Here is a 20535-nt window from a genome sequence, read left to right on the forward strand (position 1 = left end):
AAAATTGTGGAAGAGCGTAACGAACAAGTGGTAGAAGAAGTGAAAGAAGCGCAAGTTGAAGAAGCTGTCACGCCAGAAAACAGTGAAAAAACTGTAGAAGAAAAAAGTGAGGCTGCTCTTTTACAAGAAAAAGTAGATGAGTTACAAGCGAAACTAACGGAAACGGAAGGTCGCACATTACGTCTACAAGCTGATTTTGAAAATTATAAGCGCCGTGTCCAAATGGATAAACAGGCTGCTGACAAATATAGAGCACAAAGTCTAGTTTCAGATATTTTGCCAGCTCTTGATAATTTTGAAAGAGCGATGCAAGTGGAAGCGACTGACGAGCAAACGAAATCCTTGTTACAAGGTATGGAAATGGTGCATCGTCAATTGCTAGAAGCGTTGACTAAAGAAGGTGTGGAAGCGATTGAAGCTGTTGGTAAACAGTTTGATCCGAATGAACACCAAGCTATTATGCAAGTGGAAGACAGTGAATTTGAATCAAACGCGGTAGTTGAAGAATTCCAAAAAGGTTATAAACTAAAAGACCGTGTGATTCGCCCATCAATGGTAAAAGTAAATCAATAATTTACATAAAAGTAGGAGGATTCGCCATGAGTAAAATTATCGGTATTGACTTAGGTACAACAAACTCTTGTGTAGCTGTTATGGAAGGTGGAGAACCAAAGGTTATCCCAAATCCAGAAGGAAACCGTACAACACCTTCTGTTGTAGCTTTCAAAAATGAAGAGCGTCAAGTTGGGGAAGTTGCGAAGCGCCAAGCAATTACAAACCCAAATACAATCATGTCTGTTAAACGTCATATGGGTACAGACTACAAAGTAGAAGTTGAAGGTAAAGATTTTACACCTCAAGAAATTTCTGCAATCATTTTACAAAACTTAAAAGCTTCTGCTGAAGCATACTTAGGTGAAACAGTAACGAAAGCTGTTATTACAGTACCTGCATACTTCAACGATGCAGAGCGTCAAGCAACGAAAGATGCTGGTCGTATCGCTGGTTTAGAAGTTGAGCGTATCATTAACGAACCAACAGCAGCAGCACTTGCTTACGGTTTAGAAAAACAAGATGAAGAGCAAAAAATCTTAGTATATGACTTAGGTGGCGGTACATTTGACGTATCTATCCTTGAGTTAGCAGACGGCACATTCGAAGTTATTTCAACTGCTGGTGACAACCGCCTTGGTGGAGATGACTTTGACCAAGTTATCATCGATCACTTAGTAGCTGAATTCAAAAAAGAAAATAACATTGATTTAAGCCAAGATAAAATGGCACTTCAACGTTTGAAAGATGCAGCTGAAAAAGCGAAAAAAGATCTTTCAGGTGTAACACAAACACAAATTTCATTACCATTCATTAGTGCTGGAGCTGCTGGCCCATTACACTTAGAATTAACGTTAACAAGAGCAAAATTCGAAGAGCTTTCAGCAGGTCTTGTTGAAAGAACATTAGAGCCGACTCGTCGTGCATTAAAAGACGCTGGCTTTGCTCCAAGTGAATTAGATAAAGTTATCCTTGTTGGTGGATCTACTCGTATCCCAGCCGTTCAAGAAGCTATTAAACGTGAAACTGGTAAAGAGCCATACAAAGGCGTAAACCCTGATGAAGTTGTAGCATTAGGTGCTGCGGTTCAAGGTGGCGTACTTACTGGTGATGTAGAAGGCGTACTATTATTAGACGTAACTCCACTTTCTTTAGGTATTGAAACTATGGGTGGTGTGTTCACGAAATTAATCGAGCGTAACACTACAATTCCAACAAGTAAGTCACAAGTATTCTCAACAGCTGCTGATAACCAACCGGCAGTAGACATTCATGTACTACAAGGTGAGCGTCCAATGTCAGCTGACAACAAAACATTAGGTCGTTTCCAATTAACGGATCTTCCACCAGCACCACGTGGTATTCCACAAATCGAAGTAACATTCGATATTGATGCGAACGGTATCGTTAACGTACGTGCAAAAGACTTAGGAACAAGCAAAGAGCAAGCTATTACAATTCAATCATCTTCAGGTCTTTCTGATGAAGAAGTAGATCGTATGGTACAAGAAGCAGAAGCAAATGCTGACGCTGACCAAAAACGTAAGGAAGAAGTTGAACTTCGTAATGAAGCTGACCAACTTGTATTCCAAACAGATAAAGTTGTAAAAGATTTAGAAGGTAAAGTAGATGCGGCTGAGGTTGCAAAAGCGACAGAAGCGAAAGAAGCGTTGCAAGCGGCAATTGAGAAAAACGATCTTGATGAAATCCGTGCGAAAAAAGATGCTTTACAAGAAATCGTACAACAATTAAGCGTTAAATTATACGAGCAAGCTCAAGCAGCTGCAGGGCAAGCAGAAGGAGCACAAGACGCTGGCGCGAAAAAAGATAATGTAGTAGACGCTGAATTTGAAGAAGTAAAAGAAGACAAGTAATTTAAGTACAAACATAATAAGTAAGATGACAAAAAGTCAAAGTCAAGCGTGCCTTGGCTTTGGCTTTTTTCATAAATGAGGAGAAATGTGTGAGGATCTTAAGTTTTTTAGCTTGCATACTGTAAGTGAGGAAACTTTGTTGCAAAGCACTTTCTTTCGGTGTTAAAATTACGTTTATGTGAAAGATTCGGGGGTTGCAAATTTATGAGTAAACGAGACTATTATGAGGTCCTTGGACTTAGCCAGGGTGCTTCAAAAGATGAAATTAAAAAAGCGTATCGTCGTTTGGCTAAAAAATACCATCCAGACGTAAGTAAAGAAGAAAATGCAATTGAAAAGTTTAAAGAAGTACAAGAGGCATACGAAGTGTTGAGCGATGATCAAAAGCGTGCGCAGTACGATCAATTTGGTCATGCTGGTGCAAATCAAGGCTTCGGTGGCGGAGGAGACTTCGGCGGTGGCTTTGGTTTTGAAGATATCTTTAGTTCGTTCTTTGGCGGCGGCGGTGGCGGCAGACGTCGTGATCCAAATGCTCCGCGCCAAGGTGCTGACTTACAATATCAAGTCACTTTAGACTTTGAAGAAGCTATTTTTGGTAAAGAGTTAAACGTTGAAATTCCAGTAGAAGATCCATGTGATACTTGTAAAGGTAGCGGGGCAAAACCAGGAACTTCAAAAGAAACATGTAAACATTGTTCAGGATCAGGTCAAGTAAGTGTAGAACAAAATACACCGTTTGGTCGTATTGTAAACCGTCAAGCTTGTGGTCATTGTTCAGGAACTGGTCAAATGATTAAAGAAAAATGTACGACATGTCACGGTTCAGGTAAAGTACGTAAGCGTAAAAAAATTAACGTTAAGATTCCAGCTGGTATTGATAATGGCCAACAAATTCGTGTATCTGGAAAAGGTGAAGCGGGCGTAAATGGTGGACCGGCAGGAGATTTATATGTAGTTGTTCATGTAAGAAATCATGAATTCTTCGAGCGTGAAGGTGATCATATTATTTGCGAAATGCCATTAACATTTGCGCAAATGGCACTTGGTGCTGAAGTAGAAGTTCCTACTGTTCATGGGAAAGTGAAGCTGAAAATTCCAGCAGGAACACAAACAGGAACAGAATTCCGCTTAAAAGGAAAAGGTGCTCCAAACGTACGTGGATACGGTCAAGGAGATCAATATGTAGTCGTTCGTGTTGTTGTACCAACAAAATTAAATTCACATCAAAAAGATTTATTACGTGAATTTGCAGGGCAAGAAGAGCAGGATGATAGTTTATTCGGAAAGCTTAAACGTGCTTTCAAAGGGGAATAATGGAAATAAAAAATGGAGTTGGTAAATTGTGAAATGGTCAGAAGTTAGTATTCATACAACAGAAGAAGCAGTAGAAGCTGTCTCTCATATTTTACATGAAGCTGGTGCTAGTGGAGTTGCAATTGAGGATCCAGCAGAGTTGACGAAAGAGCGCGAGCAACAATATGGTGAAATTTATGCATTGAACCCAGATGAATACCCGGCAGAGGGTGTATTAGTAAAAGCATATTTCCCACAAACGGATTCTTTACAGGAAACGATTGCGGGTGTAAAATCATCTATTGATGTGCTTCCATCTTACGACATTGAAATTGGTACTGGAAATATTACCATTAACGAAGTCAATGAAGAAGATTGGGCTACTGCTTGGAAAAAGTATTACCATCCAGTACAAATTTCTGATACATTCACAATCGTACCGACATGGGAAGAATACACACCATCTTCTCTGGATGAAAAAATCATTGAATTAGACCCGGGTATGGCGTTTGGTACAGGAACTCATCCAACAACAACGATGTGTATTCGTGCTTTAGAAAAAACAGTTCAATCAGGTGATACTGTCATTGATGTAGGGACGGGTTCAGGTGTACTTAGTATTGCAGCGGCAAAATTAGGTGCGTCTTCTGTTCAAGCATACGATTTAGATCCAGTTGCAGTGGAAAGTGCGGAAATGAATGTACGTTTAAATAAAACAGATGATATCGTATCTGTTGGACAAAATAGTCTTTTAGAAGGTATTGAAGGACCTGTTGATTTAATCGTAGCGAATTTATTAGCAGAAATTATTCTTCTATTCCCTGAAGATGCAGCACGAGTTGTAAAATCAGGTGGATTATTCATTACATCTGGTATTATTGCAGCGAAAGAAAAAGTAATTTCTGAGGCGTTAGAAAAAGCTGGATTTACAATTGAAGAAGTATTACGAATGGATGATTGGGTGGCAATTATTGCACGAAATGCGTAATATAGATTTTAGTTTATAATGAAAAGGGGAGTCTCTCACTATAAGGTGAGGGACTTGCCGTTTGTTATATGAAAAATGATAACGTTTCGTTCTTTTCGTAAGTGTTGACTTACGAAAGGAACGAAACTCTACTAAGGTGATTATATGCAACGTTATTTTGTAGAAGAAAAACATGTAAGTGAAGCAAAGATTCGCATTGTAGGTGATGATGTACATCACATTGCGAGAGTAATGCGTATGTCAGCTGGTGATCACATTTATTGCTGTGTAAACGGAAAAACAGCAGTATGTTCAATTGATGAAATTACCAGTGAATTTGTTGAGACAGCTATTGTAGAATGGGTAGAGGCATCAAGTGAACTTCCTGTGTTCGTGACGATTGCAAGTGGACTGCCAAAAGGAGACAAGCTAGAGTTAATTTTTCAAAAAGGAACCGAGCTTGGGGCAGCCGCATTTTTACCATTTCAAGCATCTCGCTCTATCGTAAAATGGGATGCGAAAAAAGCTGATAAAAAAGTTGAGCGTTTAAGAAAAATTGTGAAAGAAGCTGCGGAACAATCGCATAGAAGTGAAGTTCCAGAAGTACATGCTCCAGCATCGTTTAAGCAATTGCTTTCAATGAGTGGTGAGTATGATGTTTGTCTTGTTGCGTATGAAGAAGAAGCAAAACAAGGCGAGAAATCTAATTTTGCGAAAGCTTTAACGACAATGAAACCAGGTCAAAAGCTATTAATTGTATTTGGCCCAGAAGGCGGTTTAGCTGAGGAAGAGATTACGGCGCTTCGTGAACATAAATTTGTACTATGTAGTTTAGGACCAAGGATTTTAAGAACGGAAACGGCACCGCTTTATGCGTTAAGTGCTGCTTCTTATCATTTTGAATTGATGGGGTGATGATCAATGTCAACTGTTGCGTTCCACACGTTAGGTTGTAAAGTAAACCACTATGAAACAGAAGCTATTTGGCAATTGTTTAAACAAGGTGGTTATGAAAGAACTGAATATGAAAAGAAATCTGATGTATATGTTATTAATACATGTACAGTAACAAATACTGGAGATAAAAAAAGCCGTCAAGTAATTAGACGTGCTGTGCGTCAAAATCCAGATGCGGTTATTTGTGTAACGGGATGTTATGCGCAAACATCTCCAGCTGAAATTATGGCAATTCCAGGTGTAGATATTGTAGTTGGTACACAAGATCGTGAAAAGATGTTAGGATACATCGAAGAATTCCGTAAAGAGCGTCAACCAATTAATGCTGTCCGTAACATTATGAAAACACGTGTATACGAAGAACTTGATGTACCATATTTCACGGATCGTACACGTGCTTCATTAAAAATACAAGAAGGTTGTAATAACTTCTGTACGTTCTGTATTATTCCTTGGGCGCGTGGTTTAATGCGTTCTCGTGATGGAAAAGAAGTTATTAAACAAGCGCAGCAATTAGTGGATGCAGGCTATAAAGAAATCGTATTAACTGGTATTCATACAGGTGGATACGGTGAAGATATTAAAGATTATAACTTAGCTGGATTACTTCGTGATATGGAAGCAGAAGTAGGTGGATTAAAACGTCTTCGTATTTCTTCTATTGAAGCGAGTCAAATTTCAGATGAAGTAATTGAAGTGTTAGACAAATCTGAAGTAGTTGTACGCCACTTGCACATTCCGTTGCAATCAGGATCTAATACTGTATTAAAACGTATGCGTCGTAAGTATACAATGGAATTTTTCCAAGAGCGTTTAGATCGTTTGAAAGAAGCGTTACCAGGTCTTGCGATTACATCAGACGTAATTGTTGGCTTCCCAGGTGAAACAGAAGAAGAATTTATGGAAACGTACAACTTCATTAAAGAGAATCGCTTCTCTGAGTTACACGTATTCCCTTATTCAAAACGTACGGGAACACCTGCAGCGCGTATGGAAGATCAAGTTCCTGAAGATGTGAAGAATGATCGTGTTCACCGTCTAATTGAACTATCTAATCAATTAGCGAAAGAGTATGCTTCACAGTTTGAAGGAGAAGTACTTGAAATTATCCCGGAAGAGCAATTTAAAGATGGCGATCGTGAAGGGTTATATGTAGGTTATACAGATAACTATTTGAAAATTGTCTTTGAAGGGTCAGAAGAATTAATTGGTAAGCTAGTGAAAGTGAAAATTACGAAAGCTGGTTATCCATATAACGAAGCGCAATTTGTTCGTGTTATTGAAGATGATGTGAAAAAAGAATCAGCGAGCGCGTAAAAAAAGCATGCAAACGGAAACGGTTTGCATGCTTTCTTTTTTCATGGAAAAGTTAAGTGTTGAAAAGGTGCAATGATAAAAATATAGTTGTTTTCAGTGGAAAAGGATGATAGCTATTTGCATAGCTTTAAAAAAGGAAGAGCATCTATTCCTCTTTTATTCTGTCAAATAGTTGACCTGAAGTGATAAAATGTATTATAATCGTAAAAGACATGCTGAAGAAGTGTTTCTTTTTGCATGCTGAAGTTAGTATGTAAGTGTGATGTTTCGGAGGGAGGGAAAGAGAATGTCAAAAACAGTCGTTCGTAAAAACGAGTCTTTGGAGGATGCACTTCGCCGTTTTAAAAGATCGGTTTCTAAAACTGGTACACTTGCTGAAGCAAGAAAGCGCGAGTTTTATGAAAAACCAAGTGTAAAACGTAAGAAGAAATCTGAAGCGGCAAGAAAGCGTAAATTCTAAGAGAGGGTGTAAGTTATGAGTCTTCTCGGTCGTTTAAACGATGATATGAAACAAGCGATGAAGAATAAACAAAAAGAAAAATTAACCGTTATTCGTATGGTTAAGGCTGCTTTACAAAATGAAGGTATTAAACTGCAACATACTCTTACTGAAGAAGAGGAATTAACAGTTTTAGCTCGTGAAGTAAAACAGTATAAGGACTCCCTCCTTGAATTTAAAAAAGCTGGTCGTGAAGACCTTGTTGATAAACTGCAAAGTGAAATTCAGATTTTAAGCGCATATTTGCCGGAGCAATTAACTGAAGAAGACCTGATTGATGTAATCAAGCAAGTTATTTCTGAAGTTGGTGCGACATCAAAAGCAGATATGGGTAAGGTGATGACTGCTGTTATGCCGAAAGTAAAAGGTAAAACAGACGGATCACTTGTGAATAAGCTGGTTATCCAGCTATTAGCATAAAAAAACGTCTCATTTCGTATGAGACGTTTTTTTATGCTTTTTTTCAGTTTGGACGTGATATTACAAGCTCTTTTTTCATACATATGGGATGAGAGGAGGTCTTTTAAGATGAAAAAATTAGAACAAATGAAGAGTTGGTTAACGAAGCAAATAGACCTGCCAGTGGATGTGCTAATGGATCTACCTCGGATCACGCTTGTTGGGCAAGTGCATATCTATATAGAAAATCATCAAGGTTTATTAGTGTTTTCAGATAAAGAAGTAAGATTGTTGCTAAAACATGGTCAATTATTAATTAAGGGGCAATCCTTCGTTATTAAAACAATCCTTCCAGAGGAGCTTTTGCTTGAAGGGATCATTGAGCAAGTGATGTTTTTAGAAAGTGAAAAGCAAAAAGAGTGAGGGAAACTTCCGTATGTGAAGTTTTTCTTCTTTATTCTCGTGATTCGACCTTACTATTCAGTTATCTCGCTATTTATGGGCAGTAAAACTCTTTATATCATTTTCGTACGAGCTATTTTGCTAATTAAAGTGAAAAGTAGTATGTCTACTTTTGGGAAAGGTAGTGGAGGTAGTAGATGAAAAATAAATGGTTTATAAAGTGGCTTGGATATGTAAAAGTACGAATTGAAGGTAGAGGAGCGGAACGGTTCGTTAATGAATGCGTACGTAGAAAATTATTAGTTTGGGATGTTAAGAAGATTGCTGATGAAACGTTAGTTTTTTGTATGTTGTTACGCGATGTGAAAAGATTAAAACCAATTTATAGAAAAAATGAATGCAAATTATATTTCATTGGACGCTACGGTTTTCCTTTTTGGAATAAGCGTTTAATTAAAAATAGTGGGTTTTTAATCGGTTTTTTAATTTTCTTTTTTGGTATGATTGCAATGTCAAATATGGTTTGGAAAATTGAGATTACAGGAGCGAAACCTGAAACAGAATATATATTGATGAAAGAATTGGATAAAATGGGTATTAAGAAAGGAAAACTACAGTTTCAAATGCCTAGTGTAGAAGATGTGCAACGCCATTTGACGGACAATATTAATGCGATTACTTGGGCGGGGCTGGAAGTAAGAGGGACCACCTATCATTTTAAAATTGTGGAAAAAAACGAGCCGAAAAAAGAAAAGGAACAGCATCCACAAAATTTAGTGGCAAAAAAAGAAGCAATTATTACAAAAACGTTTGTAGAGGTTGGAAAACCAGTCGTTATGAAAAATGACCATGTTGAAAAAGGACAACTTCTTGTATCAGGTATATATGGTAATGAGGAAAACCCGTCAGTTGTTTCGGCGAAAGGTATTGTATATGGAGAAACTTGGTATACATCCGAGGTGAGTGTGCCGCTGAAAACACAATTTCAAGTGTATACTGGTAATGCGTATAATGAATACTTTCTTAAGTTTGGGAGTGCAAAAATAAAAATATGGGGATTTCAACATGATAAGTATAAACGCTCTCGTACTGAACATGTAAAACATGATGTGAAATTATTTGGTTTTACATTACCGATTGCATATGAAAAAGATATTGTACGAGAAGAGGAAGAAGCGAATCGAGAATACACAGAAAAACAGGCATTGAAAGTAGCGAAAGAGATGGCTGAAAAAGAACTAAAGAAAAAATTGGATGAACATGCTATGATTGTAAGTGATAAGATTTTGAGTAAAGAGGTTGAGGCGGATCAACTAAAAGTTACATTGCATTATACTGTAATTGAAAATATTGCAGAGTCACAACCGATATCCGAATCCGATATTCAAGGAGACTGAGTAATGGCAGAACAATTAGTAGAAATGAACCAACAATTGGAAAATACTAACGAAGCAATCGCTCTTTTTGGAGTCAATGATGCTCATTTAAAAGTAATGGAACGAGAACTTAATGTATCTATCGTAACTAGAGGTGAAACAGTTCATGTGTCTGGGGCAGATGAAAATGTGACACTCGTAGAAAAAATCTTACAGCAATTACTTGTTGTTATTCGTAAAAGTGTATCCATTACAGAAAGAGATGTTGCGTATGCAATTCAGCTCGCACAACAAGGGAAAATTGCTCAATTTGAAGAGTTATATGAAGAAGAAATTTTTAAAACGGCAAAGGGTAAATCTATTCGTGTAAAAACAATGGGACAAAGACGATATATTCATGCGATGAAGAAGAATGATATTGTATTTGGGATAGGACCTGCTGGAACTGGAAAAACGTACTTAGCTGTAGTAATGGCTGTAAGAGCGTTAAAACAAGGGTATGTAAAGAAAATTATTCTAACAAGGCCTGCTGTAGAAGCTGGAGAGAGTTTAGGTTTTTTACCAGGGGATTTAAAAGAGAAGGTAGATCCATATTTACGTCCATTGTATGATGCACTGCACGATATTCTTGGACAAGAATATACGCAGCGTATGATGGAGCGAGGTGTAATTGAAATCGCGCCTCTTGCTTATATGAGAGGGCGTACGCTTGATGATTCATTTGTTATTTTAGATGAAGCGCAAAATACAACTGGTGTCCAAATAAAAATGTTTTTAACAAGATTAGGTTTTAGTTCTAAAATGGTTATAACAGGGGATCCTTCGCAGGTAGATTTGCCAAAAGGGGCAAAATCAGGTCTTTCTATTGCTACAAATGTTTTATCTGGTGTATCAGGACTTTCGTTCATTACATTAGAGCAAAGCGACGTTGTGAGACATCCGTTAGTGCAACGTATTATTGAGGCGTATGATAAAATGGAATGATCCTATTTGTCAGGATCATTTCTTTTTGTATGATAAGGTTGGCGAATAGCAATTTTTTTACTATCATGAAAGAAGAGTATAAGCGATAAATGACGTATGATTCTAAAAGTGTCGCTTGTTAGAAGAAACGAAAGCTATAAATAGTTTCACTTTATTTCTGGAGAGGAGAAGGTATTGAAATCATGTCAAGATCTCAAGAAATTTCTAAGTGGTTTCGTAATTTACAACATTCGAAAAAACTAAGTTGGATTTCTTACGTTTTATTAGGAGCAGTGCTGTTTTTTGCACTTATGAATAATGTAAAACCAGAGCAATTAGATGTTACAACATATTCTATTGCGAAAAAAACAATCCATTCTCCTATTAAAATTGAAGATAAAGTTACAACGGACAAAAAGAAAAAAGAAGCCGCTACAAAAGTTGAAGATCAATATACATATAAAAGTGAGTATAAACAAAATAAAGTGGATATTGTGAATGACGTCTTTGCTAAAGTAGATGAAGTGATACAAGAGATTAAAGCGGTTGGGCCGGATGAGCAAAAAAAGATTACTGATGCTGAAAAAGTGGACAAGTTGAAAAAAAAATTGCCTACTGATTTAACGAAAGAATTATCTGATTTAAACTTACTAAACTTAATTAATGCAGATTCGAACCAATTAGTATTAGCAAAAGATGCAGCAGTTACAGCTATTAATAGTATCATGACTGAGCATATTAAAATGGACGAATTGAAGGATGCGAAGGAACGATATGTAAGTGAGATGAATAGTGTTAATGTTGATAATGGTTTAAAGGAATCTATTAAGGCGTTAGGGAAATATGCGATTTCTGCAAACTATTTTTATGATCCGACCTTAACAAAAGAGAAGAGAAAAGCGGAAGAAGATTTAGTTCCACCTGTTTATATTCTTCAAGGGCAAGTCCTTGTTAGAGAAGGTGAAACGATTTCAAGTGATATGTACAATCAGTTGAAATTAGTTGGTCTGTTAGAAAAAGGGAACAGTTTTCAACCCTATGTTGGATTAGCGGTACTCATTGGTGTGCTATTGTACTTTATGCATAAGCAGTTTGAAGTATTTTTACAACGGAAAAGGGAAGATAGACCGTATATTTTAGCGTACATTACCATTTTGTCGATCACGATCGTTTTAATGAAAATCATTAGTTTGTTCCAAAAGCTTGAATATGCAGGGATCGCGTATGTCGTTCCAGTTGCAATGGGAACAATACTTGTAAAACTAATGATTGGTGATCGATTTGTTTTTTTAACAAGCATGATTTTTTCTGTATGCGGAAGCATTATGTTTAATGAAGGAGTAACGAGCACCCTGAATTATAGTGTGGGGATCTATGTGTTACTAAGTTCACTATCAGTTAGTATTTTCTTGAGAGAAAAAAATCGTCGTACGATGATTTTACAAGCGGGTATACTCGTTTCTGTGTTAAATGTGGTCGTATTGGCAGCGTTATTATTGTTGCGTAATGGGAATTTTTCGCCTCTTGAAATTGGTACACAATTATTGATGGCTTCTGTTTCAGGGATTATCTCTTCGGTGTTAGCTATGGGGATTTTACCATATTTAGAGAGTGGACTTGGCATTGTATCAAGTATGAAGCTTATGGAACTATCAAGTCCAAATCATCCGCTTTTGCGTAAGATTTTGCTAGAAGCGCCAGGGACATATCACCATAGTGTAATGGTAGCGAATCTTTCTGAAGCTGCTTGTGAAGCAGTCGGGGCAAATGGTGTATTAGCCCGTGTAGGGGCGTATTATCATGATGTAGGAAAAACGGTACAACCACAGTTCTTTATTGAAAATCAGATGGGGATTGAAAACCCACATGATAAACTCGCCCCTGTAACGAGTAAAGATATTATTATCGCTCATGTAACGGACGGGGTGAGGATGCTAGAAGAGTACCATATTCCGCAAGAAATTATTGATATTGCTGGACAACATCATGGTACAACGTTACTTAAATATTTTTACTATAAGGCGATTAAAGAAGATAAAGAAAAATATACAGAAGAGATGTTCCGTTATCCAGGATCCAAAGCAACTTCTAAAGAGTCGGCGATTGTTGGTATTGCTGATAGTGTAGAGGCCGCGGTGCGTTCTATGAATCATCCAACGCCAGATCAAATTAATAATTTAGTGCAAAGTATTATTAAAGATCGTTTGCAAGATGGACAATTTAGTGAATGTGATTTGACATTTAAAGAGCTACAAATCGTTGGAAAAACGTTATGCGAGACGTTAAATGGTATTTTCCATTCGCGTATTACATATCCGGAACTACCGGAAGAGAAGGAGAAAGAATGAGTTTATTAATTGATTTTATTGATGAAACAGAAGAAGTGAAAGACGATTATATAAGTTTGATTCGAGAGCTGGTAGAGAAAGCGGCTCAAATGGAAAACATAGAAGAAGGGGCAGAATTATCGGTTACGTTTGTAGATAATGAACGTATTCGTGAAATAAACCGTGATTACCGAGATAAGGATCAGCCTACGGATGTTATTTCTTTCGCTATGGAAGAAATGGGAGAAGGTGAAATGGAAATTGTCGGTGCGGAGATGCCGCGTATGTTAGGAGATCTTATTATTTCTATTCCAAGAGCGAAAGAGCAAGCTGAAGAATATGGACACTCTTTTGATAGGGAACTTGGGTTTTTAGCGTTACATGGCTTTTTACATTTGCTTGGTTATGATCACATGACAGAAGAAGATGAAAAAGAAATGTTTGGAAGACAAAAAGAAATTTTAGAAGCATTTGGATTAGGACGATGAAAAAAGGAAAACTTTTAGATAGTTTTGGATATGCTATAGCTGGTATATTCTTTTGTCTTCGTCATGAAAGAAATATGAGAATTCATTATTTAGCCGCAGTCATTGTTATATGCTGCGGCTTTTATTTCCATATTACGAAAATAGAGTGGGTGGTATTACTTATTGTGATAGGGATTGTAATGGGTTTAGAGATGGTAAATACGGCTGTGGAAAAAACAGTAGACTTAGTGACTGCTGATATACATCCATTTGCGAAAATTGCAAAGGATGTCGCAGCAGGAGCGGTTTTACTCTTTGCAGTTATAGCCGTTATAATTGGTGCTATTATCTTTGTACCGTATGTGGTATAGTTGCATTCCGAAGCTTTTATTAAGCCTTGGAGGTGCTATAAAGGCCTTTAGTGAGAGAGTGTATCTATTCACAGCTGTGAACAGGAAGGATGCGGGATATGAATAGTAAACAATTAATTCAAGAAGCAATCGAAGCGCGTAAACAAGCGTACGTACCATATTCAAAATTTCAAGTAGGTGCAGCATTATTAACGCACGATGGAAAAGTATATCGTGGCTGTAATGTTGAGAATGCATCATATGGCTTATGCAACTGTGCAGAAAGAACTGCTTTATTTAAGGCAGTTTCTGAAGGGGATAAAGAGTTTGTAGCTATTGCGGTTGTAGCAGATACAAAACGCCCAGTACCTCCTTGTGGAGCATGTCGACAAGTTATGGTAGAATTATGTAAACAGGATACGAAAGTATACCTATCAAATTTACATGGTGACGTTCAAGAGACGACAGTCGGAGAATTGTTACCAGGAGCATTTTTAGCGGAGGATTTACATGAATAGAAAAGGTTATAAATCAGGTTTTGTCTCTATTATTGGCAGACCGAATGTTGGGAAATCTACATTTTTAAATCGTATTATCGGCCAAAAAATTGCCATTATGAGTGACAAGCCACAAACGACTCGTAATAAAATTCAAGGCGTGTATACAGAAAATGATTCACAAGTAATTTTCATTGATACACCAGGAATACATAAACCGAAACATAAACTAGGTGACTTCATGGTGAAGATGGCTCAAACGACATTGAAAGAAGTTGATATTGTTCTGTTTATGGTCAATGCAACTGAAGGATTTGGTCGTGGTGAGGAATTCATTATTGAGAAATTACAAGAAACGAAACAACCGGTATTTTTGGTAATTAATAAAATTGACCAAGTTCATCCAGAGCAATTATTAGAGTTAATTGATCAATATCGTAAACTACATGAGTTTGCAGAAATTGTACCAATTTCTGCATTAGACGGTAATAATGTAGAAGCGTTAATTGGAGCAATTAAAAAATATTTACCAGAAGGACCGCAATACTACCCAGATAATCAAGTAACGGATCATCCGGAGCGATTTATTATTGCAGAGCTTATTCGTGAAAAAGTACTACATTTAACACGTGAAGAAGTGCCACATTCTGTAGCGGTTGTTATTGATGCAATTCAGAAGCGTGAGGGCGGTGCAGTTTATATAAATGCAACGATTGTTGTTGAACGTGCGTCACAAAAAGGAATTATTATTGGGAAACAAGGGAAGATGTTAAAAGAAGTCGGGAAACGAGCTCGTTTTGATATTGAAGCACTTCTTGGTTCTAAAGTATTTTTAGAGGTATGGGTAAAAGTACAAAAAGATTGGCGCAATAAGATGTCTCAGCTTCGTGATCTTGGTTTCCGCGAAGACGAGTACTAAAATAAAGTAAGGCTGTAATCAGTGGATGTTTGCTCATCCGCTGATTATTGGTTTTTGTAAACTTTAATAAATTAGGAAAAATTTTTCTCACATGAAAATGGACAAAATGGGTCAATTTAATAACAAAGGAAATTGGTTTATAGGCTACGCTTATTGAGAAAGGTGGATTCTTATGCTAGATTTTACCTGGAAGTTTTTCTCCAAAACAGGAAGCATTGAAACGTATTTGCTTTTAAAAGAGATGGAAAAAGACGTAAACGATGAGATGGATCAACATGATGAGGAGCTAGCGCATCTAGACTCTCCAATTTCTTGACCCGTTTTGTTCAAACCTTGGATGGTGACGAACATGTTTCAAAAAGTTGAGGGCATCGTTATCCGTACGACAGATTACGGAGAAACGAATAAGATTGTTACAATATTCTCAAGAGAATTCGGTAAGATAAGTGCAATGGCAAGAGGAGCGAAAAAACCGAAAAGTCGGTTAGCATCTGTTTCGCAACTTATGACACATGGGCATTTTCTTATTCAAGTGGGATCTGGGCTTGGAACTTTGCAACAAGGCGAGATTATTTCAACTATGAAAGAAATTCGCGAGGATATATTTTTAACTGCTTATGCATCATTTGTTGTTGAGTTAACTGATAAAGCAACAGAAGATAAAAAACATAATCCGTACTTATTTGAAATGTTATATCAAACGTTGCATTATATGTGTGAGGGTGTTGATCCAGAAGTATTATCATTAATTTATCAAACGAAAATGCTTCCGGTATTAGGGATGCGCCCGTATTTTGATACATGTGCGATTTGTCATCAAGAAACAGATTTTGTCGCCTTCTCTGTCAGGGAAGGCGGTTTTCTGTGCTCACGTCATGCGGAGCAAGATCCGTATCGTATACCGGTGGGAGAAGCTGTACATAAATTGTTACGTCTTTTCTTCCATTTCGATTTACATAGGCTCGGCAATGTATCAGTGAAGGATAGCACAAAAAAACAAATGCGCTTAGTATTGAATACATATTATGATGAATATTGCGGAATTTATTTGAAATCAAGACGTTTCCTAGAGCAACTTGATAAGTTTCAAATATAATTTGGGGCCGTATACGGTCCTTTTTACATACTTTCTTTTTCGAATAGCATATTTAGTATATAATATTTAAGAGATAGTATAACTTTTTTCGTTGTGCATTAAAGGTGGTGATTATCATAGAGCTGAATAAACGGCAAGAACATATCATTCAGATTGTAAAAGATCACGGTCCTATTACAGGGGAGTCAATTGCTGCGCAATTGGGTTTAACACGTGCAACGCTAAGACCAGACTTAGCAATTTTAACGATGGCTGGTTATTTAGAAGCGCGTCCACGCGTAGGTTATTTTTATACGGGGAAAACTGGGGGGCAGCTATTATCTGAAGCTGTTAAGAAAATTAAAGTGCAAGATTATCAATCTAGACCGGCTGTAATTGATAAAAATGTATCAGTATACGATGCAATTTGTACGATGTTTTTAGAGGATGTTGGTACATTGTTTGTTGTAGATCAATCTACACTATTAGTTGGTGTTGTGTCTCGAAAAGATCTATTAAGAGCTAGCTTAGGGAAGCAGGATTTAACCTCTCTTCCGGTTAATATTATCATGACAAGGATGCCAAACATTGCCATGTGTCGTAGAGAAGATTCTTTATATGATATTGCGATGGAATTAATAGAAAGACAGATTGATGCGATGCCGGTTGTGAAAGATACGAAGCAAGGTTTAGAAGTAATTGGACGAATTACAAAAACAAATATTACACGTGCGTTTGTAAACCTAGTAAATAACGAATAAGTGTAATTTGTTTAAAGTGAGGTAATGTAATGGATAATAAAATCGTATATGTCGTATCTGACTCTGTAGGAGAAACGGCTGATTTAGTTGTTCGAGCAGCAATGGGGCAATTCCCATTTGCTCCTGATATTAGACGTGTACCGTATGTAGAAGATACAGGGACATTAAAAGAAGTGATTTCGATTGCTAAGAGTAATCAAGCGCTTATTTGTTTTACGTTAGTAAAGCCGGAAATGCGCCAGTATTTAGTGAAAGAGGCTGCAAAAGAAGGGGTAGAGGCATACGATATTATCGGACCTCTTATCGATCAAATTGAAGAAATTACAGGGCAAGTGCCGAGATATGAGCCGGGTGTTGTTCGTAGATTAGATGAAGAGTACTTTAAAAAGATTGAAGCAATTGAGTTTGCTGTAAAGTACGATGATGGTAGAGATGCACGAGGTATTTTAAAAGCGGATATCGTGTTAATTGGAATTTCACGTACATCAAAAACACCACTTTCTCAATACTTAGCTCATAACAAACGGTTGAAAGTTGCCAATGTGCCGCTTGTACCAGAAGTGGATCCACCTGAGGAATTATATCAAGTGGCAAAAGAGAAATGTTTCGGTTTGAAAATTACACCGGATAAGTTAAATCATATTCGAAAAGAACGATTAAAATCACTTGGATTAAGTGACGGCGCAACATATGCCAATATTAATCGTATTCAAGAAGAGATTGATCACTTTGAAGCGGTAATTAGTAAAATAAATTGTCAAGTAATTGATGTATCGAATAAAGCGATTGAAGAAACAGCAAATATTATTGTGAATGCAGTGCAAAACCAAAAAATGTTTTAGCACATTTACCGAAGGTGAATGTGCTTTTTTCGCTCATATGAAATACGATACTTGTTGGATTAGTAATAGATTATAGCGGAGTGGTTATACTTATATTCTTCTGTTTTTTTATTATGTGAAAAGCATGGTTTAGTTATCCTAAAGTAGAAGATGAAAAAATAAAGGGATATGTAGCGTAGTTGAAGAAAATATATTATAATAAAAAATTGTGATAAAAACCTATATTTTACGTTTAGACTTTAATTTTTCAGAATAAACTAGGGATAGGATTTACAAAAAAGACATGTAATTACATTAAATCGACAAAATCTATACAAGAAAACGCACATTATGGAAGGATTCACAGAAGGGATGTAGAATACAGAAATATGCAAAACATCAATAACGTATTAGTTGATGCAGATGCATATCCCGTGAAGGATGAGATTGTGCAAGTTGGAACTGAATTTCATGTCGAAATTGTGTTTGTCGCATCGTATACTCATCGTTCAAGAAAACAGCAAGGCAATTGGATTTATGTAGATTCTGGACAAGATGAAGTTGATTTATATATATCAACTTGCAAAGGTAACAGATCTCATGATCATACAGTATATGAGGCTTGCTAGTCTTCTTGTAAAAAAGGTGTATATGTATTGTCTTCAAGAGGTGCATTTGTAATAGATGAGCATATGAATACAATTTTATATAGTAGTATGTATCTGCGAAGTTACGCAGACAAAGGGCCTATATAAGAGGTCCGAAGTCGTTTACACAATGTGATCGACAATACTTTCTAACAAGTTTAGAAAAAATATTGTCGAATTATAAAGGAATTTTTTAATTTATATCGAATACAAAATACGACACGGAGATGGAGTTATGGGCAACAGAATTCCCGAAGAAGTTGTTGAACAGATTCGGACGTCATCCGATATTGTAGAAGTGATTGGTGAATACGTTCAACTTAGAAAGCAGGGACGTAACTATTTCGGCCTTTGTCCATTTCATGGTGAGAATTCTCCTTCATTCTCTGTTTCATCTGATAAGCAAATTTTTCATTGCTTCGGATGTGGAGAAGGTGGAAATGTATTTTCCTTTCTAATGAAAATGGAAGGACTTGCTTTTACCGAGGCTGTTCAAAAGTTAGGTGAAAGAAATGGAATTGCGGTTGCAGAGTATACATCAGGGCAAGTACAACAAGAAGACATATCTGATGACACTGTCATCATGCAACAGGCTCACGAACTTTTGAAAAAGTATTATCATCATTTATTAGTAAATACGGAAGAGGGAAATGAAGCACTTTCATATTTATTAAACCGTGGTATTACGAAAGAGATGATTGAGAAGTTTGAAATTGGTTATGCATCACTTGCTTGGGATGCTGCAACGAAAATTTTACAAAAAAGAGGTTTATCGCTGTCTAGTATGGAACAAGCCGGTCTTCTAATAAGAAGTGAGAAGGATGGTAGTCATTATGATCGCTTCCGTGGAAGAGTTATGTTTCCAATCCATACGTTACAAGGTAAGGTGATAGCGTTTAGTGGAAGGGCTTTAGGAGATGACACTCCGAAATATTTAAATAGCCCTGAAACACCGATTTTTCACAAAAGTAAATTGTTGTATAACTTCCACCAAGCAAGGCCGTTTATTAGAAAGCGTGGGCAAGTAGTCCTTTTTGAAGGGTATGCCGATGTACTAGCTGCGGTAAAGAGTGGTGTGGAAGAAGCTGTTGCGACAATGGGAACAGCTTTAACTGAAGAACAAGCAAAACTTCTGCGACGTAACGTTGAAACTGTTGTTCTTTGCTATGATGGTGATAAAGCAGGACGAGAAGCGACGATGAAAGCAGGGCAATTACTGTTAAAAGTTGGTTGCCAAGTGAAAGTCACATCCTTGCCAGATAAGCTTGATCCTGATGAATATGTGCAACAATATGGGACAACCGCTTTTGAAAATCTTGTGAAATCAAGTATAAGTTTTGTTGGTTTTAAAATAAATTATTTGCGTTTAGGGAAAAATTTGCAAGATGAGTCTGGCAAAGAAGAATATGTGAAAAGTGTTTTAAAAGAGTTGTCGTTGTTACAAGACGCGATGCAGGCAGAATCATATTTGAAGTCGTTATCGCAAGAGTTTTCTTATTCAATGGAAACACTTTTGAATCAATTGCACCAATATCGCAAAGAACAAAAGGTACAGCAAAAACAAATAAAGCAGGTTTCTAAGCCGTCTCAAGTTGTTCAAACAAAACCGAAGTTAACAGGTTTTGAAAGGGCAGAAAGAGAAATTATTTATCATATGTTGCAAAGTGCAGAAGTAGCCGTTCGCATGGAATCCCATATAGAAGATTTTCATACAGAAGAACATAAAGGGATTTTATATGAACTATACGCATATTATGAAAAGGGAAATGAACCTTCAGTCGGAACATTTTTAAGTTGGCTCTCTGATGAAAAGTTGAAAAACATTATCACTGATATTTCGACGGATGAATTTATTAATCCAGAATACACAGAAGAAGTGTTACAAGGCCATTTAGAGACGCTTAGACGTCATAAGGAAAAACTTGTAAAGATGGAAATCATCTTTAAAGTAAAACAGATGGAAAAAACAGATCCTGTAGAGGCTGCTAAATATTATGTAGCATATTTACAAAATCAAAAAGCGAGAAAATAGCTTTTTTGGTAAAGATTTAGTATAATGAATGTTTGTATCT

22 protein-coding genes are annotated in these 20535 nt (G+C 36.8%); all 22 read left to right on the forward strand.

All coding sequences use genetic code 11. The annotated features are described in order from the left end of the window. Nucleotides 1–6 precede the first annotated feature (6 nt). Nucleotides 7–573, forward strand: coding sequence for a nucleotide exchange factor GrpE (gene grpE / locus DPQ31_RS21160; RefSeq protein WP_000392715.1), 567 nt, complete (start codon nt 7–9; stop codon nt 571–573). A 26-nt stretch (nt 574–599) separates the two neighbouring features. Next, entirely contained in the window at nt 600–2426 is a 1827-nt protein-coding gene (gene dnaK / locus DPQ31_RS21165; protein ID WP_199631972.1) for a chaperone protein DnaK, read from the forward strand. Between the two features lie 204 nt (nt 2427–2630). Then, nucleotides 2631–3740 carry a molecular chaperone DnaJ gene (dnaJ, locus tag DPQ31_RS21170; RefSeq protein ID WP_000043955.1) on the forward strand — a complete coding sequence of 370 codons (1110 nt, stop codon included), beginning with the start codon at nt 2631–2633 and terminating at the stop codon, nt 3738–3740. A 28-nt stretch (nt 3741–3768) separates the two neighbouring features. Further along, entirely contained in the window at nt 3769–4707 is a 939-nt protein-coding gene (prmA, locus tag DPQ31_RS21175) for a 50S ribosomal protein L11 methyltransferase (protein ID WP_000872123.1), read from the forward strand. A 144-nt stretch (nt 4708–4851) separates the two neighbouring features. Beyond that, complete coding sequence (locus DPQ31_RS21180) at nt 4852–5601, forward strand: 16S rRNA (uracil(1498)-N(3))-methyltransferase (protein ID WP_001190139.1); 750 nt, start codon at nt 4852–4854, stop codon at nt 5599–5601. A 6-nt stretch (nt 5602–5607) separates the two neighbouring features. Next, a complete protein-coding gene (gene mtaB / locus DPQ31_RS21185) occupies nt 5608–6960 on the forward strand; it encodes a tRNA (N(6)-L-threonylcarbamoyladenosine(37)-C(2))-methylthiotransferase MtaB (protein ID WP_000108698.1) in 1353 nt (450 codons plus the stop codon). A gap of 286 nt (nt 6961–7246) precedes the next feature. Further along, nucleotides 7247–7420 (forward strand): 30S ribosomal protein S21, encoded by a 174-nt coding sequence (rpsU, locus tag DPQ31_RS21190; protein WP_000048061.1) that lies wholly within the window; start codon nt 7247–7249, stop codon nt 7418–7420. Nucleotides 7421–7435: 15 nt separating this feature from the next. Further along, nucleotides 7436–7879 carry a GatB/YqeY domain-containing protein gene (locus DPQ31_RS21195; protein ID WP_000054576.1) on the forward strand — a complete coding sequence of 148 codons (444 nt, stop codon included), beginning with the start codon at nt 7436–7438 and terminating at the stop codon, nt 7877–7879. 108 nt (nt 7880–7987) lie between these two features. Then, nucleotides 7988–8281: a sporulation protein YqfC gene (gene yqfC / locus DPQ31_RS21200; protein ID WP_097958094.1), complete on the forward strand. Its 294-nt coding sequence runs from the start codon at nt 7988–7990 to the stop codon at nt 8279–8281. Nucleotides 8282–8457: 176 nt separating this feature from the next. Continuing rightward, nucleotides 8458–9657, forward strand: a complete 1200-nt coding sequence (gene yqfD, locus DPQ31_RS21205) for a sporulation protein YqfD (RefSeq protein ID WP_097958092.1) — start codon at nt 8458–8460, stop codon at nt 9655–9657. Nucleotides 9658–9660: 3 nt separating this feature from the next. After that, nucleotides 9661–10620: a PhoH family protein gene (locus tag DPQ31_RS21210; protein WP_000840526.1), complete on the forward strand. Its 960-nt coding sequence runs from the start codon at nt 9661–9663 to the stop codon at nt 10618–10620. 182 nt (nt 10621–10802) lie between these two features. Continuing rightward, complete coding sequence (locus DPQ31_RS21215) at nt 10803–12947, forward strand: HD family phosphohydrolase (protein ID WP_000091505.1); 2145 nt, start codon at nt 10803–10805, stop codon at nt 12945–12947. Further along, nucleotides 12944–13414 carry an rRNA maturation RNase YbeY gene (gene ybeY / locus DPQ31_RS21220; RefSeq protein ID WP_000054674.1) on the forward strand — a complete coding sequence of 157 codons (471 nt, stop codon included), beginning with the start codon at nt 12944–12946 and terminating at the stop codon, nt 13412–13414. The genes DPQ31_RS21215 and ybeY overlap by 4 nt, the downstream gene beginning before the upstream one ends. Next, nucleotides 13411–13764: a diacylglycerol kinase family protein gene (locus tag DPQ31_RS21225; protein ID WP_000715513.1), complete on the forward strand. Its 354-nt coding sequence runs from the start codon at nt 13411–13413 to the stop codon at nt 13762–13764. The genes ybeY and DPQ31_RS21225 overlap by 4 nt, the downstream gene beginning before the upstream one ends. Nucleotides 13765–13862: 98 nt before the next feature. Next, entirely contained in the window at nt 13863–14261 is a 399-nt protein-coding gene (locus tag DPQ31_RS21230; RefSeq protein ID WP_001086291.1) for a cytidine deaminase, read from the forward strand. Continuing rightward, nucleotides 14254–15159, forward strand: a complete 906-nt coding sequence (gene era, locus DPQ31_RS21235) for a GTPase Era (RefSeq protein ID WP_001080234.1) — start codon at nt 14254–14256, stop codon at nt 15157–15159. Before DPQ31_RS21230 ends, era begins: the two co-directional genes overlap by 8 nt. 172 nt (nt 15160–15331) lie before the next feature. Beyond that, nucleotides 15332–15475: a YqzL family protein gene (locus DPQ31_RS21240; protein ID WP_000883923.1), complete on the forward strand. Its 144-nt coding sequence runs from the start codon at nt 15332–15334 to the stop codon at nt 15473–15475. 33 nt (nt 15476–15508) lie between these two features. After that, nucleotides 15509–16255 carry a DNA repair protein RecO gene (gene recO / locus DPQ31_RS21245; RefSeq protein ID WP_000487005.1) on the forward strand — a complete coding sequence of 249 codons (747 nt, stop codon included), beginning with the start codon at nt 15509–15511 and terminating at the stop codon, nt 16253–16255. A 107-nt stretch (nt 16256–16362) separates the two neighbouring features. After that, nucleotides 16363–16995, forward strand: coding sequence for a transcriptional regulator CcpN (locus DPQ31_RS21250; RefSeq protein ID WP_000583755.1), 633 nt, complete (start codon nt 16363–16365; stop codon nt 16993–16995). Nucleotides 16996–17024: 29 nt separating this feature from the next. After that, entirely contained in the window at nt 17025–17837 is an 813-nt protein-coding gene (locus DPQ31_RS21255) for a pyruvate, water dikinase regulatory protein (protein ID WP_000368950.1), read from the forward strand. Between the two features lie 368 nt (nt 17838–18205). Beyond that, nucleotides 18206–18445, forward strand: coding sequence for a DUF188 domain-containing protein (locus DPQ31_RS21260; RefSeq protein WP_002044942.1), 240 nt, complete (start codon nt 18206–18208; stop codon nt 18443–18445). A gap of 253 nt (nt 18446–18698) precedes the next feature. Further along, nucleotides 18699–20495, forward strand: coding sequence for a DNA primase (dnaG, locus tag DPQ31_RS21265; RefSeq protein WP_000528230.1), 1797 nt, complete (start codon nt 18699–18701; stop codon nt 20493–20495). Nucleotides 20496–20535 lie beyond the last annotated feature (40 nt).

The organism is Bacillus sp. COPE52 (genome assembly GCF_003355115.1).
In the GTDB taxonomy this organism is placed as follows: Bacteria; Bacillota; Bacilli; order Bacillales; family Bacillaceae_G; genus Bacillus_A; species Bacillus_A toyonensis.

Bases quoted from the DNA above. Each gene is read 5' to 3' on its own strand.
- dnaK (WP_199631972.1), top strand. From the start codon at position 600: ATGAGTAAAATTATCGGTATTGACTTAGGTACAACAAACTCTTGTGTA.
- dnaJ (WP_000043955.1), top strand. From the start codon at position 2,631: ATGAGTAAACGAGACTATTATGAGGTCCTTGGACTTAGCCAGGGTGCT.
- DPQ31_RS21180 (WP_001190139.1), top strand. From the start codon at position 4,852: ATGCAACGTTATTTTGTAGAAGAAAAACATGTAAGTGAAGCAAAGATT.
- mtaB (WP_000108698.1), top strand. From the start codon at position 5,608: ATGTCAACTGTTGCGTTCCACACGTTAGGTTGTAAAGTAAACCACTAT.
- rpsU (WP_000048061.1), top strand. From the start codon at position 7,247: ATGTCAAAAACAGTCGTTCGTAAAAACGAGTCTTTGGAGGATGCACTT.
- DPQ31_RS21195 (WP_000054576.1), top strand. From the start codon at position 7,436: ATGAGTCTTCTCGGTCGTTTAAACGATGATATGAAACAAGCGATGAAG.
- yqfC (WP_097958094.1), top strand. From the start codon at position 7,988: ATGAAAAAATTAGAACAAATGAAGAGTTGGTTAACGAAGCAAATAGAC.
- yqfD (WP_097958092.1), top strand. From the start codon at position 8,458: ATGAAAAATAAATGGTTTATAAAGTGGCTTGGATATGTAAAAGTACGA.
- DPQ31_RS21210 (WP_000840526.1), top strand. From the start codon at position 9,661: ATGGCAGAACAATTAGTAGAAATGAACCAACAATTGGAAAATACTAAC.
- DPQ31_RS21215 (WP_000091505.1), top strand. From the start codon at position 10,803: ATGTCAAGATCTCAAGAAATTTCTAAGTGGTTTCGTAATTTACAACAT.
- ybeY (WP_000054674.1), top strand. From the start codon at position 12,944: ATGAGTTTATTAATTGATTTTATTGATGAAACAGAAGAAGTGAAAGAC.
- DPQ31_RS21225 (WP_000715513.1), top strand. From the start codon at position 13,411: ATGAAAAAAGGAAAACTTTTAGATAGTTTTGGATATGCTATAGCTGGT.
- DPQ31_RS21230 (WP_001086291.1), top strand. From the start codon at position 13,863: ATGAATAGTAAACAATTAATTCAAGAAGCAATCGAAGCGCGTAAACAA.
- era (WP_001080234.1), top strand. From the start codon at position 14,254: ATGAATAGAAAAGGTTATAAATCAGGTTTTGTCTCTATTATTGGCAGA.
- DPQ31_RS21240 (WP_000883923.1), top strand. From the start codon at position 15,332: ATGCTAGATTTTACCTGGAAGTTTTTCTCCAAAACAGGAAGCATTGAA.
- recO (WP_000487005.1), top strand. From the start codon at position 15,509: ATGTTTCAAAAAGTTGAGGGCATCGTTATCCGTACGACAGATTACGGA.
- DPQ31_RS21255 (WP_000368950.1), top strand. From the start codon at position 17,025: ATGGATAATAAAATCGTATATGTCGTATCTGACTCTGTAGGAGAAACG.
- DPQ31_RS21260 (WP_002044942.1), top strand. From the start codon at position 18,206: ATGCAAAACATCAATAACGTATTAGTTGATGCAGATGCATATCCCGTG.
- dnaG (WP_000528230.1), top strand. From the start codon at position 18,699: ATGGGCAACAGAATTCCCGAAGAAGTTGTTGAACAGATTCGGACGTCA.